Raw genomic sequence first — 16,664 nt, 5'->3', positions numbered from 1 at the left:
GAGCTGACGCGGTCCACGATGCGTTGGACAGCCGCCTTCAGGTCGCCGCGCTACCCGTTGTGGGCGCGCTCCTCGCGGCTACTCGAGGACCAGCCGCTCGACGTCGGAGCCGAGCAGCACGAGGGTGAGGATGAAGGTCGCCATCGGGAGTACTTGGTTCCGAGGCTTGGCTGCTCGGTTCACGCGCGCCGCCGCTGGTCGAGCTGCAGCAATGCTGTTGCGCACGGGCATGAGCGGAGCGCTTGCCCTTGGACCGGTTGACCCCACGCGCAGAGGGGACGCTTCGGCCCTTTGCCGCGCCGGACCAGAAAGACCATGACCCAGTCGAGGGGCACGTCCCTCTGAGCCCTCCTCTCGCATTCAGACACCCACGAATGTGTGAGAAGCGCCCGAAAGAAGGCGTCAGAAGGTGCCGGACGCGCTCAGAAACAGGGGCGGAGCCGCGGTGTCGTGCTCGGCGGGAGCAGGGCTCGGTGACAGGAAGAAGTAGGCCGAGCCGCCGAGGGCCAGAGCGCCCACGCCCAGGGAGATGTCGCCGATCAGGAAACTGCGGCGCATGGCGTCGACGTCGGTCTGCTGGCAGTGCGGCTTGCAGTCGTCGAGGTCGTTCTTCTTCGATTGACCGTCGAGCGCAAAGTACGTGAAGGAGCCGAGACCCACCACGGCCACCCCGGCGAGCACGTAAGCGAGCACTGGCGTGGAGCTCTCGGGTGCGGCCACCTCGGGCGGAAGCTCGTCCGTGGGTGGCGGAGTGCTCGCTGCGGGCAGCGTGACCTCGACGGTGCGGCGCTTGTCGCCATCCCGAGCGATGAACTCCGCCTTCGCTTCGCGACCGTCCGGCCCGGTGTACGCCAGGGTGTGCGGGCCCGGATCCAGCGGCTCGGCCAGGCCTTCCGTCCAGGAGGACAGCTCGCGATCGTCCAACGTGACACGACCGCTGGTCACGTCGCGTCCGTTCCCGTCTTTCACCGCGACCACGATGCTCGGCGTTTCTCGTGCAACCTTGCCCACGAGCTCCAAGCATTCGTCACGCACGATCTTTGGACAGCCGTCCGCCGCGCACTTCAAGAACTCTTCTTTGGCGGCCATCAGCGAGCCTTCGCTGCGCAGCTTCTTGCCGGATGCGTGGTGCGCGATGCACTCCTTGGACTGCGCGGCGGCAGTGGAAGCAACGGTGGTGACGGCGACGAAGCAGAACGCGGCGAACTCTCTCATCAGAAGCACTCCGGCTTGAAAACCTTCTCGCCCTGCCCATCCACGGTGTACGGCGGATCACAGCCCGGCTTGGCGGCCTTGGTCGGCTTTGCCGTCTTCGCCGGTGCTGCCTTCTCGAGCGCCGGTCGTCGAACGACCTTGCGCGGGGGCGGCGACGAAACGGCTCCTTGTTCCGAAGCTGCAGGCGCCGCAGATGCCGTGGGGACGGCCGAGGGTGTGGCTGCGGCCACCGGTGGTGCCGAGCGGACGACCGGGGGCGCCGGCGAGGCCGCCGTAACCGGCGCGGCGATCGGCTGCGCCGTGCTTCGCGCCGCCATGAACCACACGATGCCGAGCAGCACCACCACTGCGCCCGCGAGGCCCCAGACCATGGGACGCGAAGACGTCTTGGGAACGCCCACCACGCTCGCGGTGTGATCCGTGGCGTTGGCGTGCTGTGTGACCTCGCCTGGATCCGCCTCGGTGAGCTCCGCGCCCGTCGCGGAATGGCTCTCCACCTCCGCCACCCGGCGTGCGCGCGCAGCGAGCGTGTCCTTCGCAACTTCGCGCACCCACTCGCTCACGCTCATGGCGCCGGCGGGTTGAAACGCCTCCGCGAGCGCTTTCGCCATTTCCCCCGCCGTCGCGAAGCGATCCTCCGCCTTCTTCTCGAGGGCCTTGAGCACCACGGCATCCAGCGCGGGAGGGATGTCCGAGACCACGCTGCTGGGCGGCTCCACCGCGTCGGCCAGCACGGCGGCGATGGTGCCGCCCGGATCGGGTCGCGAGAAAAGCCGTTGCCCCGTGAGCGTCTCCCAGATCACCACACCTGCCGCGAACACGTCACTCCGGCGATCCACGTTGCCGGCCTGCATCTGCTCCGGCGACATGTAGGAGAGCTTGCCCTTGATCTTGCCGTCGCGCGTGGAAGACGACCGGAACACCGCCTTGGCCACGCCGAAATCCACCACGCGACCCACGCCGTCTTCGCCCACGAGCAAATTCTGAGGCGACACGTCGCGATGCACGATCTCGAGCGGAGGTCCGGTTTGAGACTTGGCCTCGTGCGCGGCATGCAGACCCAGGAGCAGATCCACTCCCAGGGAAACGGCGACGCCGACGGGTGGCGGACGCTTGGCCGCCGCAGCTTTTTTCAGGAGCTGCGCCAGAGACTCGCCGGCCACGTAGTCCATGACCAGGAACAGCTCTCCCTCTTCTGCGACGATATCGAGAGTCGAGACCACGTTGGGGTGCACGATGCGCGCCGCGAGCCGCGCTTCGTCCAGCAGCATGGCGACGAACTCCGGATCTTTCGCGAACTGAGCGTGAAGGCGCTTGATGGCCACGGTGCGGGAGAACGCTGCCGGACCGATGAGCCGACCGATGTGCACCGTCGCCATGCCGCCCGCGGCGATCTCGCCGTAGATGCGGTAGCGCCCCACCATCTTGGGAGCTTTGGCGTCGTCAGCCATCAGTTCCCGCAGCACCCGTACTTCTGTTGGAGATAGCCGTGGACCTGAACGAGCTCCGACTGGGACAGGGCGCGGCTGTACAGGATGATCTCCGCCATGAACCCCGAGAAATAGGTACCGGACAGGTTGCTGCGACCGACCCAGTTGATGGTTCGAAGCGTGTTCGTGGCGGGGGGAAGCGCCTTTTCCATCTGCTGGACGGTATCGATGTAGAGCCGCGTCGTGGCCGTGGCCGTGCCCGGGATCTGCAGCCCGGTGATCAACGTCGGGAACCCGACCTTGTATGTCCCGTTGGTGGAGAACACGACGTCGTTCGTGTTCACGTTGAAGACCGCCGACTCGTAGGTGTAGTCGCGGGACAGACGAATCAAGTCGGTATTGAGGCTGTTGCCCAGGTGGAGCTGACCTTCGTTCTGCTTCGCCTGGTCGGCCTGGAGCACAACGAACGCGCTGATGCCCTGAGTGAAGTCCTTGAAGCCCGTCGGGAGCGACATGTAGTCGTCCACCCCATCGAAGGAGACGACGCGGTTGCCGTTGAGCAGGGTGCTGGTCACCGCTGGCTGCTTGGTGGTGTCCGGTTGGCTGGCGTTCTTGTTCTTGCCGCTCTGATCGGGCCACGTAGCGAGGGGCCCCTGGGTGAGCGTGCTGGCATCCAGCCACAGCTCGAGCCCCGTCATCGGGATGCTGCCCGGAGTGCCGCCCGTGCCCGCGGTGCCGCCCGTGCCGGCGGTGCCGCCCGTGCCGGCGGTGCCGCCGGTGCCCGCAGTGCCGCCGGTGTTTGCAGTGCCGCCGGTGCCCGCAGTGCCGGCAGTGCCGCCTGTGCCGGCAGTGCCGCCCGTGCCGGCAGTGCCGCCGGTGCCCGCGCTGCCGGCGGCGCCGCCCGTGGCGGCGGTCCCCGCGTCATCCTCGGAAACGTACTCCGAATCCGGCGGCAGCCCGAGGGAGCAGCCCGTCCACAAGCCCGTCACCACGCATCCGACAATCAGCCAGCGCTGCCCGCTCCAACTCATGGCAAATCGTTTCGAATCTAGCAGCTCGAAGCAAAGCGCACTACAGCCGTACGTTCGTTCGCGAGCTTCGCGTCAATCATTCAACAGTGTCGCGCTCTTGCGAAAGGCGGCGGGCGTCATACCCACCCAGCGGCGAAAGGCTCGGGTGAAGTTGGCCAGGTCGGCATAGCCAACGCGCTCCGCCACCTGCTCGATGGAGAAGGCGTCGTTCCGCAGCAACAGCATGGCGCGGTCCCTTCGCTCGGCGTCGAGTAGCTCACTGTAGCTCGAGCCATGGGCGGCCAGCTTCCGGCGCAGGGTGCGCGGCGACATACCGAGCTCCTGCGCCAGCTCGTCCAAGGTCCGGAAGCCGACCTCACCATTTGGCAGCAGGGCACGAGCCCGACCCACGAGCTGGCGCTCGTAGCCGAGGGCATCCAGCTCTGCTTCACAATGCCGCACGGCCAAGCGCCGAGCGGCCTCGTCGGACATCGTCAGCGGTAGGTCCAGGATTTCCGTGGCAAACACCAGCCGATTCTCCGGCTGGCCGCAGCGCACGTTGCCGGGTGACGCGGAGGCGAAACGCGCGAAGTACTCGGGCTCCTCGAACGCGAAGTCCGCGCTGCCGGAGAGCTCCCGACCGGTGAGCGCACAGCCGATGCGCCAGATGCCGACGGCCAGCGCCACCAGCACCACGTCCCGCGCACGGCCGAGGTCCGCTCGCTCGTGGATCACCAGCTCGGTTTGCTGCGCTCTCTCGCGGACCTCCAAGGACAGGGCCGTGGTGCGAGTCGGAGCGAAGCGTTCCGCGGCGGAGAGCGCCTCGCGCACGGACTTGGCCGTCATCGCCGCAAAGCCGAGCTGCCCATGGGCGGACACCTGCATCTGCAGCCCCAGGAAGAATCCGATGCCGGCCTCGCCCGTCAGTCGCCGGGCGCGTTCGATGATCTCTTCCAGCTCGACGACGCGCAGCCGTTCCGCGGGATCCGCCAAACGCTCGACGTCGAGCCCACCGACGATTTCTTGGGGCGCGATGTCCCAACGCTTGACGAGCTCCACCAAGTGGAGGGCGTGGGCTGCGGGAAACGTCGGTTCCATGGCCGTAAATGACAAGAGCTTGGCCGATGGTAACCTGACGGAGCGGCAGAAGAAGGCCCAACCTGTCGGGAGTGTCAGCCCCCATAGAAGTGCGTGACCTCCGTTTCCGGATGGAGGGCGTGGCCGCCCACTGGCACGGAGGGCGGGCCGCCGTCAGCACCTTCTTCAACAACCTGTCGGTGTTCTTTCCAGCCGGCGAGCGGTTCTTCATCGCCAGCGTGAAGGCGCACCGAAAGTACGTGACCAGCCCCGAGCTCGAACGCGACGTGCAAGCGTTCTGTGCACAGGAAGGCATGCACGGTCGTGAGCACGTTCGCTACAACGAAATGCTCGCAGCGCACGGCTATCCAGTGGTGGAGATGGAGGCCCGCGTGAAGCGACTGCTCGATCGCGTGAGCCGCCGACTTCCGAAGCGAGCGCGGCTGGCCGTGACCTGCGCCCTGGAGCACTTCACCGCGCTGATGGCGCACATGGTCCTGTCGGACCCCGGACTTTTGCAGGGCGCCGACTCGGAGATGGCGCGTCTGTGGCGCTGGCACGCCGCCGAGGAGAACGAGCACAAGGCGGTGGCGTTCGACGTGTACCAGGCAGCCGGGGGCGGCTATTGGCTGCGCGTGGAGATGATGCTCGGGGCCACGCTGATCTTCTGGCTGAAGGTCGTCGAGCAACAGATCCGCATGATGCGCGCAGATGGCACGTTGTTTTCCCCCCGCCAGTGGGCCGACCTGCTCTGGTTCTGCTTCGGCAAGCCCGGCGGACTGCGTCGCTTGCTGCGACCCTACCTGGCCTTCTATCGCCGCGAGTTCCACCCCTGGGACTTCGACAACCGCGCGCTGCTGGACGACTGGCGTCGCGGGCTTTCCGCCGCATAGTCCGCTATCTTAGCGCGGGTGACGGAGACCATCGGACGTACGGGGACGTTCGTCGACGCACGGCTGGAGGCGGAGTTCGCTCGCGAGGAGTTGCCGCGGCGCCAACGCTTCTTGCAGTTCAGCGTCGGCATCGCCTCCTTGGTGTTTCTCGCCTACGCAGTGCACGACTGGCTCATCGTTCCCGGTGTGCTCTCGCGGGCGTGGGCCGCGCGCTTCGGCATGTTCCTGCCCGTGGCGGCCGTCGCGTTCGCGGTGGTCCGTAGCAAGCACCTCGCCCGCTTCGGCCAGCTGGTGATGTTCTTCTACGGCACCACGGCCGTGTTCGTGGTGCTGTACATCGCGGCCATCTCGCCGCCCACGGGATACTTCCTGTACAGCTCCTACGCGGTGCTGTTCGTCACGCTGGGGCCCTTCGTGGCGCACATGGGCGTGGTGACGCAGATTACGTTCACCGCCGTCGCCGTCGCCACCTACTGGCTGCTGGATCTGGTGCTCGCCCACAGCGCGCCCGCCGTGCGCGCCTCCATCAGCACGACCATGTTCTCCCTCGGCGGCATCGGCGCGCTGCTCGCCTATCAGCTCGAGCGCCAGGCGCGCGAGGGCTTCTTGCAGCGCCGGCGGTTGGACGCCGAACGAAAGCGCTCGGAGCGTCTGTTGCTCAACGTGCTGCCTCCTCGCATCGCCGAGCGTCTGAAAGAGGACGGCGGCTCCATTGCGGATCGTTTCACCCAAACCTCCGTGCTGTTCGCCGACATCGTGGGCTTCACTCGAATGACCGAGCGCATCGCGCCGGAAGAGCTGGTGGACCGACTGAACCAGGTCTTTTCGAGCTTCGACGATCTGGCGGACAAGCTGTCCCTCGAGAAGATCAAGACCATCGGGGACGCCTACATGGTGGCCGCGGGGCTCGGGGACCACGCCGAGGATCACGCCCTGGCCATCGCCGAGATGGCTCTCGCCATCCAACGCCGGGTCGCGGACTTCAGTGAGCGTTTCGGCGAGCCCCTCAGCTTGCGTATCGGCATCGACACCGGGCCCGTCGTCGCCGGAGTCATTGGCAAGCGCAAGTTCATATACGACGTATGGGGAGATACGGTGAACACCGCGAGCCGCATGGAATCCCACGCGGAGCCCGGAACCATTCAAGTGACGGAGGCAGTCCAACGGCTGCTCGTGCACCGTTACGAGCTCTCGCCGCGGGGCGAGCTCGAGGTGAAGGGCAAAGGTCAGATGCGAACCTGGGTGCTCCTCGGTCCGCGACCGGACGCAGAAGGTCAGCGTGTCGCCAAGACCCAAGTCCCTTGGAACCTGGCATAGAGATTTTTCGATCGCCCGTGACGAGCGCGTGAAGTTGCCGGATGAAGGGTTCTTGGCTACGCTGAAAGCTCGCGTTTTTGCGCGAGCTTTCGGGGCAACGCGCCGTGTCCGACGACGAGCAGTACGAACTCTGTGCCAGCCGAGTCGGCAGCGTGCTCGGTGGCAAGTGGCATCTCGATCGCTTGATCGGGGTCGGCGGCATGGCCGCGGTGTTCTCCGCGACGCACCGCAACGGCGCGGTGGCGGCCATCAAGCTCTTGCACGAGCAGTTCGTGAGCTTCGATCAAGCCCGGGATCGCTTCCAGCGCGAGGCGTACATCGGCAACAAGGTCGTCCACTCCGGCGTGGTGAAGGTGCTGGACGACGACGTCACGGCGGAGGGACAGCCCTACCTCGTGATGGAGCTCTTGCACGGGCAGTCCGTACGCGAGCGAGCAGCCGAGAACGGTGGTCAGCTCGGTCTTCGCGAAGCCCTGTGTATCGCCCGGGATACCCTCTCGGTGCTGCAGGCCGCCCACTCGGTGGAGATCGTCCACCGTGACATAAAGCCCGAAAACCTGTTCTTGACCAACGAGGGCGAGCTCAAGGTCCTCGACTTCGGCATCGCGCGGCTGCTCGAGGGCACGGAGGCCACCAGCCACACGCGCACCGGCATGCTGATGGGCACACCCGACTTCATGGCGCCGGAGCAAGCTTTGGGGCGCTGGTCGCAGGTGGACGCGCGCACGGACTTGTGGGCCGTGGGTGCCGTCGTGTTCTCGCTCCTCACTGGGCGACCGGTGCACAAGGCATCGACGGCCAACGAGGTCCTGGTGCTCGCGGCGTCGCAGCGGGCGCCGTCCTTGGCGCGCTTCTCCGATGCTCCGGTGGACGTGATCGCGCTGGTGGATCGCGCCCTCGACTACGACTCCAGTCGGCGCTTCCAGAGCGCCGGCGAGATGCACATGGAGGTGTGCGCGACGCTCGGCGCCCTGGCGGAGGACGCCAGCCCGCGGGCGCGCCACACGGTGCGGCCCCCCGTTGCCGGCGTGGCGCCCACCATGGCCGCCCCCCGCGAGCGACGGCCCACGCCCCGCACCGTGCCGCCCCCGGCGCGCGGCAGCGTGGCGCCGCCTCCGCGGGGCAGCGCGTTCCCGCCGCCCCTGGATCTGGAAGAGGGCGATGCGTCCCTGGCGCCCCTCACGGAGACGTTCCGTCTGCTCGAGCGCGCGCTGTTCGGCGCGCGCCAGTACGGCTCCACCCACCCGGAGGCGCTCCGCCGTCTGGATACCGCCTTCGCCCAGTGCGAGCTCGCTCTGGCGCAGTCCGACGACGAGCTCCTGTGGGAGGTCACGCCCTACGCCTTCGTGGCCCGCGGCTCCGTGTTGTGGGAACCGCGCCAGCCCTTCGACCGCATTCCGTATCAGCTCTTCGCCGACGGCGTGCGCATGTTGGGCCTGGTCTCCGGGCTCTCGAAGGACGAGTTCGGACGGCTGATCCTGCTGCTCACGCAAGATCGGCAGGGCTTGCCCAGCGAAGACGACTCCGTCACCTGGCTGTGGGACGCGGGCTTCGATCACGTCGTGTACCAAGCCTTCGACAACTTCGTGGCGGGCGACGCCGAGAGCTACGACGACTTCGGCAGCGAAACCGACGCCGTGTTGGCCTTGGCCAACTTCGATTCCAGCTTCCAGCTCGAAGATTGTTGGTCGGAGCACCGCGGAAGCGGCGCGGACGCGAGCACGCGAGAGCAGCGCTTGGCTCGGCTCTTGGCCCTGGACGACGAGCACAGCGCAGAAGCGGAGGCCCGCGCGGAGCGCATTCGCAAGCAGCGCGCGCGCATGGACGTTCAGAGCGGCTCCGTCGACGAAGGTTCCGTCGCCGCACTCCGGGAGCAGTTGGAAGCCGACGTCGCGCTGGACGAGCGCTTCGTCGTGGCCGTGGCCGTCGCCTTCAATCAGGCGGCCCTGCAAGGCACGCTGGACACCGTCACGGTTCCCCTCAGCGCCGGCCTCGACGCCCTGGCCGCGGACGCCCCGGACGCCGCTCTCTCGCTCTTGTCCCGCTTGGCCCTGGCCTTTCGCGAGCTCAAGGACCCCGCCGAAGCGGCCGAGCTGCACAGCGAGCTGGTTCGCCAGACCCTGACGGCGACGGCCCTCGGCCACCTGCTCCACGCCGCCATCGCCGATCCCGATCCCGCCCGCGTCACGGCGGTGCACACCCTCACCGGCGCCCTCACCGAGCAGCACGTGCCCGTCATCGCCGAAGCCCTGCCGCGGGTTTTCGCGGGGGATCTGAAAGACGCACTGATCGCCGGCCTGGTCCGGTTGGGTCGAGGCCACGAAGCGGAGATCGGCGCCATGTTCGCCACGGCGGACGTCGCCCTCGCCCTCGCCCTGTTGCGCGTGCTCGGCAGCATCGAGAGCCCCGAGGCGCGCGACGCCATGGCCCTCGCCGTGCAATCGCCCCACGCCATCGTGCGCATCGAAGCGCTGGGACACATCGAAGGCGCCCGCGGCGAGCGGCTGCGGGTGGAGCTCCGCGCCCTGTTGGAAGACGTGGATCCCGAAGTGCGCGTCGCCGCCTTGCGCGCGATTCAGGCTCACGTCATCCGAGCCGCAGGACCGTTCCTGGTGCTGCGCATCAAGAGCGACGACTTCGACAAGCTTCCGGAGGAGGAGCGCCGCATGTTGCTCGCCACGCTCGCCACACTGGCCCCACAGCGTGCCGAAGCAGTGTGCGTCGAGCTGCTGCAGGAGTCCCGCGTCGTCTCCACCGGCGCCCACGAAGACACCCGTGCGCTGGCCGCGGAGCAGCTGGGCGCCATCGCCGAGACCCAAGAAGCGTTGGCCGCTCTCGAAGCCGCATCCAAAGGGCGCTTCCGCAACAGCCAGCGCGTGCGCCAGTCCGCCGGCATCGCCCACAATCAGGTCGAGATCCGCCTCAGCCAGCCGCCGGCGGCACGGGGGCGCTCGTCGTGACGGACTACCTCGCGAACTGCGTCTCCGATCTGGCCACGCTGCAGGCGCAGAACCCGCTGTTGAATCGCAGCGCCAACGTGAGCCTGGCGGTGTTTCGCCTGGCGAAGAACTCGTTGGTGTTCGCGGAGAACAACACCGCGCTGCACGAGGCCGCGGAGAAGGCCGCCGAGGCTCTGGCGCACTTCTCCAGCGAGGTGGGCTCGGCGACGCGCTTCACCTTCGCCGGGGATTCCGTATTCGTCTGTGGCCAGCTGCTGCGCGCTTCGCGCCAGGCGTACGAGTCGGCGCTGGAGCTCGGACGCATCTTGGGTCGCGCAGAGGTCGCCGAAGTCAGCTTCGAGCCGGAGGTGAGCGGGCGGGAGCTTCTGGCCTTCAGCGCCGCGCTGGTCGCCGCCATCCGTGACCCCGAAAAGCGCGAGCAGTTGTTCGAGCTGGAGCTCGAGAACGTGACCCTGCGCCGCAGCTCACCCTGGCTCGCCCAGGGCCTCACCCGAGAGGCGCTGCCCATTCGCGAGCGCACCTTGCGTTTCTACGCTACCGCGTTGGTGGTCGTACGCCGCTTCTACGAAGACGTCGCCGCCGGCCGCAACATCTTGCCGCAACGGCTCAAGCGTCTCGCCCAGCAGCTGGTGGCGCTGGCGGACAAGCAGGGCTCCACGCTGCTGGGCATGACGGCGCTGGCGGGGGCTCATCGCGATGACGCCGGGCGCGCCGTGCAGTCCGCCATCTTGCTGGTCACGCTGGCTCGGGAGATCACCCAAGACCGCGCGCTCTTGGTGCAGCTGGCGATGGCGGCCTTCCTCACCGACGTGGGTCGCGTTCGCTTGCGCGGCAGCGAGGCCGAAGAAAGCCTGGTGGCGCTCTCGGATCAGGTCGAGATGCTGGTGCCCGGCACGACCGCCATGCTGTGCGTCGCCCTCAGCGGCCTCCGCCCCGTAGCGGTGATGCGCTCCGTGGCCGCCTTCGAAGCATCTTGGGCCGAGCGTCAAGAGCTCCTGGGCGTTCCCTGGTCCGGTACGCGACGCCTCCTTCCCCACAGTGGGCTCTTGGTGTTCATCCGTCATTTCGTCGATCGCATGGCACCCCGCGACATGAGCCCGGCGCTTTCCGCCGCGGAAGCCATCGACCAGATGGCCTCCGACCCCGGCATCGACCGCGATCTGTTGCGGGTCTTCGTCGAGGCCCTGGGCCTGTTCCCGGTAGGCAGCGTGGTGGAGCTGGCGAGCGGCGCCTGGGCCGTGGTGGTGGGGCCCTCGGACGCCGCCGACGCCAAGAATCGGCCGCAGGTCCGCCCCGTGACCGACGCGGCGGGCCTGCCGTTGGACGGCGCCGCCGTCATCGATCTGGGCCTCGATCCGCAGGCTCCCGGCGTCGTGCGCCTGCTGGGCTCCGCGGCCGCCCGTTTCAACGTGGCCCGGGCCTTGGTCCACGACGACGCCCTGCCTCCGGGCGTGTCGCCGGGCTGAGGCTTCTTTTGTTGGTCCAACGCGGGAACGTTTCCGCGGCGGAACAACAAACCCCGGAAGCTGTCTCACACGAAGCTACACACCCGGGCGTTCAGCCCTCGCCTCGATTTTTTTTCTCGCCAGCGTGAGCTGGAAAAAGACCGTAAACTGACCCAATCCGTCCATGCCTCGAGGAGTCGAACGCTCCGAGCCGGGAACTTTGCGATCCGGCAGGTGTCTGGGCGGGTTTCGAGGTCGGATGCAAGATTGGCGGTGGGCGGCAGCGTGGATCCTGGGGGCCTTTGGCCTGTGGATGGTTGCGTCCAGCGTCAGCCCACCCCTCCCTGCCCTCGTGGGCCGCGACATGGGACCCGAGCTGGCCCCGCTGGAGGCGCGGGTGAGCGCGCATCCGGAGGACGCCGCCGCTTTGGAGCAGCTCACGGAGGAGTACCTCACCCGCGGGGCTCCAGGCCTAGCGCAGGCCGCCCTGGATCGCGCGCCGGAGAGCGTGAAGGCGGAGCCGGCCATCGCCGATGCGCGGGCTCGGAGCTTGAGCGAGCTCGGCCTCGCGCGCTTGGCCCTCACGGCGCAGAAAGACGTGCTCACCCTGTGTGAGCAGCAGGCGTGTCCTCGTGGCTTGGTGGCGCGGGCGGAACGCCGCGCTCGGTTCTTGTCCCAGATGGTGCGGCTGGGCGTGGAAGATCCTACGGAGCAGCCCAATCGCGCCCTGCTCGCCTACCGCCTCGCCGTGCGCGAGGTGTCCCTGGACATGCGCTGAAGATGGGAGACGGCGAGAGCAAGAAGCGAAGCTCGATGCTGCCGGCGGCGCTGGTCGTGGCGGCCGTCGCAACCCCCGCTTGCTCCACCTTGAAGCCGTTCCGAGTGAGCGATCGGCCGGAGCCGAAACCCTCGCCGGCCGCGTTGCGAGGTGCAGGCACGAGCGCGTACCTGCGTTTCGCCTGGGCTCGGGAGGACGACTACGTCGTGCGCGTGGTGGCCGGCAGCGTGACCTGCTCCGGATCCCTCATCGACGACGACCAGGTGCTCACGGCCCACCACTGCGTGAGCCAGCGCAACGACTTCGGCGAGTTCCAGAGCTCGAACGTGGAAGCAAAGAACGTCCACGTGGAGCTGGGTGGGGACTACCTACCCTGGGGCGAGGTCGGTGTGCGCGCCATCGTGGCGCCGCCCTGCGGCTATGCAGCGGGCGTCGGGGACATCGCGATCTTGGTGCTGGAGCGCAAGCTGGTGGGCATGCCCACGGTCACCCCGCGGCTGGACGAACCCCCGAAAAAGGGCGAAGAAATCGAGCCGGTGGGCTTTGGTCGCTGCGCGCTGTCGAGCGATGGCATCCGCCGCAAGGAGCGGGTGGGCGGCGCGGTGGATCGGGTGATGGACAGCCGCTTCCGCCTCAATGCCGCCATCTGCCCGGGGGACTCCGGGGGTCCCGCCCTCAGCACCGGAACGGGCGAGGTCATCGGCATCATCTCCGCGTCGGTGATGGACGGCAAAGAGCAAACCTTGGGGCGTTCGGAGTTCTCCCGCTTGGACCGCTGGCGCCCGGTGTTCGCCGCGGCGAAGCTCATCGCCGACGGCACTCCACCTGCGGAAGTCCCCCCCGTGGACGGCTGCGAAGCGCCCTGACGCGAAGGTGGCCCAGCGGCCCGCATCGGGTACGCTGACCGCTGCATGCGCAAGGTGCTCCGCTTCCTGCTCTGGACGGCCATCATCGTGGGCGCCATCGTGGGGCTGGCCCGCGCCACGGCCATCCGTTGGGTCAAGATCCCGATGGGGGATCCCTATCTGGAGGCGTCCATCGCGCCCACCCTGCGTGGTGGCGACACGGTCATCCTCTGGCGCCTCACCAAGCCGGGATTCGGCGATCTGGTGGTGTGTCCGGAGCCCGACGCGCCCGAGCGGGTGGTGATCGCGCGCATCGCCGCGGAGGAGGGCGATCACATCCGCGTGGATGGCTCCATCCTCAACGTCAACGACCGCGCCGCGGAGACCGAGACGGCGTGCTCGGAACGGGACTTCTCGGTCATCCACCCCACCACGGGGCAAGAGATCCACCAGACGTGCTCCATCGAAGCCGTGGGCGGCCACAGCCACATGCGCGGCTCCACCGGCGGGCACGGTGTGCTGCCTCCTCCGGTGGATCGCAAGGTGGAGCCGGGCAAGGTGTTCCTGCTCAGCGACAACCGCCTCCTGCCCTACGACTCCCGAGACTTCGGTCTCGTGGATCGCGACAGCTGCACGGAGACGGTGGCGTTTCGTCTGTTCAGTAAGGACGGCTTCTTCGACGAGAAGGGGCGCTTCACCTTCATCCGTTGACGCGCTAGCGTGGCGGCCCGCGGGATCCGTATGGAGGCGAACCTCGAGCTCGGCGTCGTGTGCGGTAGGTGCGATACCTACAGCGCCATGGGAACGGAGCAGTGCCGCATCTGCGGTAACGACCTCGCTCTGTTCAAGCGAGCGCCCGGGGTCTCCGTGCCTCCGCCCAAGCTGTCGGAGCACGATGAAGTCACCGTCGCCTACGACGACGAACAAACCGCCGTTTTCGAGGCCCCGCGGCCCGCCGAGCCGGTTCGGCGTTCCCAAGCGGGCGAAATTGATAGAGTCTCTGCTGGGGCTGGAGCCGCCCTGGCCAGCCCGGAAGGGCTCTCCGAGGAGGAGTTGATGGAACAGGCAAGGAACTACGTTTGCGAGTCGTGCATGACCCCGGTCCCCAGCGGGCACAAGTTCTGCGGGCGCTGCGGAACGCCGATCCCGGAGCACATCCTGAACCTGCAGACGAAGTTCTTCAGCGACATGCAGAACCCCGCCAAGGCGCGAGTGGTTCTCATTCGTGGGCAGGACATGGAAGGCCTCTCGTACCACCTGAAGAGCGAGCAGCACATGGTGGGCCGGGGCGGCGCGCTCGACTTCTCCGACGACCCCTTCGTGTCGCCCAAGCACGCGAACTTCTTCTACCGCGCCGGCAAGCTGGTGGTGCGGGACGAGGGCGCGCTCAACGGCGTGTACCTCCGCATTCGCGGCGGTGTGGAGATTTCTCCCGGAGACATGTTCCTCGCCGGTGAGCAGCTGTTCCGACTGGACCCCACGCCCAAGGCTTCCGACGGCGCGGACACCGACGGCACCATGTTCTACTCGTCCCCCAAGTACCCGAGCTCCTTCCGGCTGAATCAGGTGCTCGAGGGCGGCGCCATCGGCATGACCGTGTGCGCCCGCGGCAGCTCGCTGCAGATCGGCCGGGAAGACGGCGACCTGAACTTCCCGGGGGACGTGTACATGTCCGCCAAGCATTGCACCGTGGAGGACAAGGACGGCAAGTTCACCCTCACGGATCACGATAGTCGCAACGGAACCTACGTGCGCATCAAGACGGAGCGCGAGCTCGGTCACGGCGACTACGTGTTCATCGGCAAGAAGCTCCTGCGCGTCGAGCTGAACACGAACTGAGCGCGTTGGCCTTCACGCTTCGCAATGGAGAGCCGGCGCGGTTGCGCACGGCCTCCGTTGCGGACGCCGAAGCCTTGGTGGAGCTGGACACCGCGCTGGTCCAGGACGGCCGCGGTATGGTGCAGACGCTGGATGACGTCGGGGATCTCGACGCCAAGCGGCGGCGCGTCGACGACATGTACCGCGGCTTTTCCGCGGGTGAAGCGACGCTGATCTTGGTGGCGGAGCTCGCCGCGGGCGTCGTGGGCTGCGCGGAGCTCCGACAGCTCCGCCCCACGCTGTGCCAGCACGTGGGCATTCTCTCCGTGGGCGTGCACCCTGACGCCCAACGCCAGGGCGTCGGCCGCGCGTTGATGAACGCCCTCGTGGCGCACGCCGAAGAGTGCGGCTTGCTCCGCCTCGAGCTCTACGTACGCGCCGACAACGATCGCGCCCTCGCGATGTATCGAAGCCTCGGCTTCACCCTGGAAGCCACCCGCGCTCGCTTCATACGCCGAAGCGACGGCGGCTTCGTCGATGACCACGTCCTGGTCCGTTTCCTCCACGCATGATGTCGGTCCGCCGCGGTACCGCCCCGTTGGCGTTCGCCCTCGCCGTCGCGGCCTGCGCTTCTCCGCCTCGTCCGGTTGCGCCGAAGCCAGCGCCCACGCCGCCCCCCGCCAAGGTCGCTCCCGTCGACGAGAGCACGACGCTTCCGCCGTGGCTCGTCAAAGCCCTCGACGGTGTCCGGCTACCGACGGCAGATCACGGCCGCCCGCTGGGCGACGGTCCCAACGTGCTCATCGACCACCGCTCCGTCGTCGTAGAAGGCCTCCTGGTCGCGGACACGTTGCAGCTCGCCGCCGACCCCCGAGTCCAGCGCGTGGATGGACAGTTCGAAGTTCTGAAGCGCCTACGGGAGGAGTGGGTGCGCGCGCACCCTTCAGAGCCTTTCCCCGGCATCGTCCGCTTCTGGATCGACGCCGAGCTGCCCGCGTACATGGTCAAGAGCGCATTTGAAACGGCGGTGATGGCTGGCTATCCCCACGGCCAGCTCGTGGTGCGACAGCCTCACGGGGACTGGGCTCAGCTTCCGGTCGAGGCCTTCGTCCCGGGGCCGAGCGAGCACGCGATCGGTCGCCTGGCGCCGGAGCTCATTCAGCGCGAGATGCGCAGCAACTACGACACCTTCCGCAAGTGCTACGAGGGCGGACTGGCGAAGGACCCCAAGCTGGAAGGCCGCGTCGTGTTCCGCTTCGTGATCGACACGGATGGCAGCGTGCAAACGGCGACAGACAAGGGCTCCACCATTTCGGACGCCAACGTCGTGCGGTGCGTGTTGGATGCCGTGAGCAAGATCACCTTCCCGAAGCCGAAAGGTGGAATCGTAACGGTCATCTATCCGATTCAGTTCTCGCCGGAGGAGTAGCGGCTCCAGCGGCGCGGCGAACGGTGAAGCCGGCGTAGGGGTAGCCCGCGGCGCCGGCGGCCGCCAGGGCGGCCTTGACGCGACCCGCGGGGACCGCGCGATCGACGAACAGGGTGACGCGTCCGGGGAACGCGCGCTCGGGCTCGAGGGCCTGCCACAGCTCTCGCTTGGCTCGCAGAGTGGCCGCGACGTCGTCCGTCGGCACGCCGTCCACGGCCGCGCGGCGACCGTCGAGCACCACCACCGGAGCTTCTTCCAGGTCGCCGACGTGAACCGCGCTGGGCGGCTGGGCGCGCGGAGGGATGCAGGCGCAGTCCGGCGCGGAGAACAGCGACAGCTCGAAGACGACTACCGCGAGCAGCACGTCCACGAGGGGCACGAGCGGCAGGGCGAGGGTGGCGCGCGAGAGCGGCGCGCGCCGGCGACTGGGACGACGAATCACGAATC

15 protein-coding genes are annotated in these 16,664 nt (G+C 67.9%); 10 read left to right on the top strand and 5 right to left on the bottom strand.

Annotation, left to right across the window (positions count from 1 at the left end; all coding sequences use genetic code 11):
* Nucleotides 1–402: 402 nt before the first annotated feature.
* The 4 genes from H6717_41555 to H6717_41540 form a co-directional block, all read right to left on the bottom strand.
* Nucleotides 403–1,215 (bottom strand): hypothetical protein, encoded by an 813-nt coding sequence (locus H6717_41555; GenBank protein ID MCB9583594.1) that lies wholly within the window; start codon nucleotides 1,213–1,215, stop codon nucleotides 403–405.
* Nucleotides 1,215–2,666 carry a protein kinase gene (locus tag H6717_41550; GenBank protein ID MCB9583593.1) on the bottom strand — a complete coding sequence of 484 codons (1,452 nt, stop codon included), beginning with the start codon at nucleotides 2,664–2,666 and terminating at the stop codon, nucleotides 1,215–1,217. Before H6717_41550 ends, H6717_41555 begins: the two co-directional genes overlap by 1 nt.
* A complete protein-coding gene (locus H6717_41545) occupies nucleotides 2,666–3,676 on the bottom strand; it encodes a hypothetical protein (protein MCB9583592.1) in 1,011 nt (336 codons plus the stop codon). Before H6717_41545 ends, H6717_41550 begins: the two co-directional genes overlap by 1 nt.
* Nucleotides 3,677–3,748: 72 nt before the next feature.
* Nucleotides 3,749–4,753 (bottom strand): AraC family transcriptional regulator, encoded by a 1,005-nt coding sequence (locus H6717_41540; protein ID MCB9583591.1) that lies wholly within the window; start codon nucleotides 4,751–4,753, stop codon nucleotides 3,749–3,751.
* Between the two features lie 89 nt (nucleotides 4,754–4,842).
* Here H6717_41540 and H6717_41535 point away from each other — a divergent pair, with 89 nt between their 5' ends.
* The 10 genes from H6717_41535 (at nucleotide 4,843) to H6717_41490 (ending at nucleotide 16,217) form a co-directional block, all read left to right on the top strand.
* Nucleotides 4,843–5,625, top strand: coding sequence for a metal-dependent hydrolase (locus H6717_41535; protein ID MCB9583590.1), 783 nt, complete (start codon nucleotides 4,843–4,845; stop codon nucleotides 5,623–5,625).
* 219 nt (nucleotides 5,626–5,844) lie between these two features.
* Nucleotides 5,845–6,942: a hypothetical protein gene (locus tag H6717_41530; protein ID MCB9583589.1), complete on the top strand. Its 1,098-nt coding sequence runs from the start codon at nucleotides 5,845–5,847 to the stop codon at nucleotides 6,940–6,942.
* 104 nt (nucleotides 6,943–7,046) lie between these two features.
* A complete protein-coding gene (locus tag H6717_41525) occupies nucleotides 7,047–9,902 on the top strand; it encodes a serine/threonine protein kinase (protein MCB9583588.1) in 2,856 nt (951 codons plus the stop codon).
* Nucleotides 9,899–11,368 carry a hypothetical protein gene (locus H6717_41520; protein ID MCB9583587.1) on the top strand — a complete coding sequence of 490 codons (1,470 nt, stop codon included), beginning with the start codon at nucleotides 9,899–9,901 and terminating at the stop codon, nucleotides 11,366–11,368. Before H6717_41525 ends, H6717_41520 begins: the two co-directional genes overlap by 4 nt.
* A gap of 238 nt (nucleotides 11,369–11,606) precedes the next feature.
* Nucleotides 11,607–12,125 carry a hypothetical protein gene (locus H6717_41515; GenBank protein ID MCB9583586.1) on the top strand — a complete coding sequence of 173 codons (519 nt, stop codon included), beginning with the start codon at nucleotides 11,607–11,609 and terminating at the stop codon, nucleotides 12,123–12,125.
* A 2-nt stretch (nucleotides 12,126–12,127) separates the two neighbouring features.
* Nucleotides 12,128–12,991, top strand: coding sequence for a S1 family peptidase (locus tag H6717_41510; GenBank protein MCB9583585.1), 864 nt, complete (start codon nucleotides 12,128–12,130; stop codon nucleotides 12,989–12,991).
* Between the two features lie 45 nt (nucleotides 12,992–13,036).
* On the top strand, nucleotides 13,037–13,681 hold the full coding sequence (gene lepB, locus H6717_41505) for a signal peptidase I (GenBank protein MCB9583584.1): 645 nt from the start codon (nucleotides 13,037–13,039) through the stop codon (nucleotides 13,679–13,681).
* An 87-nt stretch (nucleotides 13,682–13,768) separates the two neighbouring features.
* Nucleotides 13,769–14,809: an FHA domain-containing protein gene (locus H6717_41500; protein MCB9583583.1), complete on the top strand. Its 1,041-nt coding sequence runs from the start codon at nucleotides 13,769–13,771 to the stop codon at nucleotides 14,807–14,809.
* 5 nt (nucleotides 14,810–14,814) lie between these two features.
* Nucleotides 14,815–15,360: a GNAT family N-acetyltransferase gene (locus H6717_41495; protein MCB9583582.1), complete on the top strand. Its 546-nt coding sequence runs from the start codon at nucleotides 14,815–14,817 to the stop codon at nucleotides 15,358–15,360.
* On the top strand, nucleotides 15,357–16,217 hold the full coding sequence (locus H6717_41490; protein MCB9583581.1) for an AgmX/PglI C-terminal domain-containing protein: 861 nt from the start codon (nucleotides 15,357–15,359) through the stop codon (nucleotides 16,215–16,217). The genes H6717_41495 and H6717_41490 overlap by 4 nt, the downstream gene beginning before the upstream one ends.
* Here H6717_41490 and H6717_41485 read toward each other — a convergent pair.
* Complete coding sequence (locus H6717_41485; protein MCB9583580.1) at nucleotides 16,183–16,659, bottom strand: hypothetical protein; 477 nt, start codon at nucleotides 16,657–16,659, stop codon at nucleotides 16,183–16,185. The genes H6717_41490 and H6717_41485 overlap by 35 nt on opposite strands.
* Nucleotides 16,660–16,664: the final 5 nt, after the last annotated feature.

Source organism: Polyangiaceae bacterium, from assembly GCA_020633235.1.
Classification (GTDB): Bacteria; Myxococcota_A; Polyangia; order Polyangiales; family Polyangiaceae; genus JACKEA01.
The sequence above is the reverse complement of the archived record's forward strand: the minus strand, read 5'-3'. Positions and strand labels throughout refer to the sequence as shown.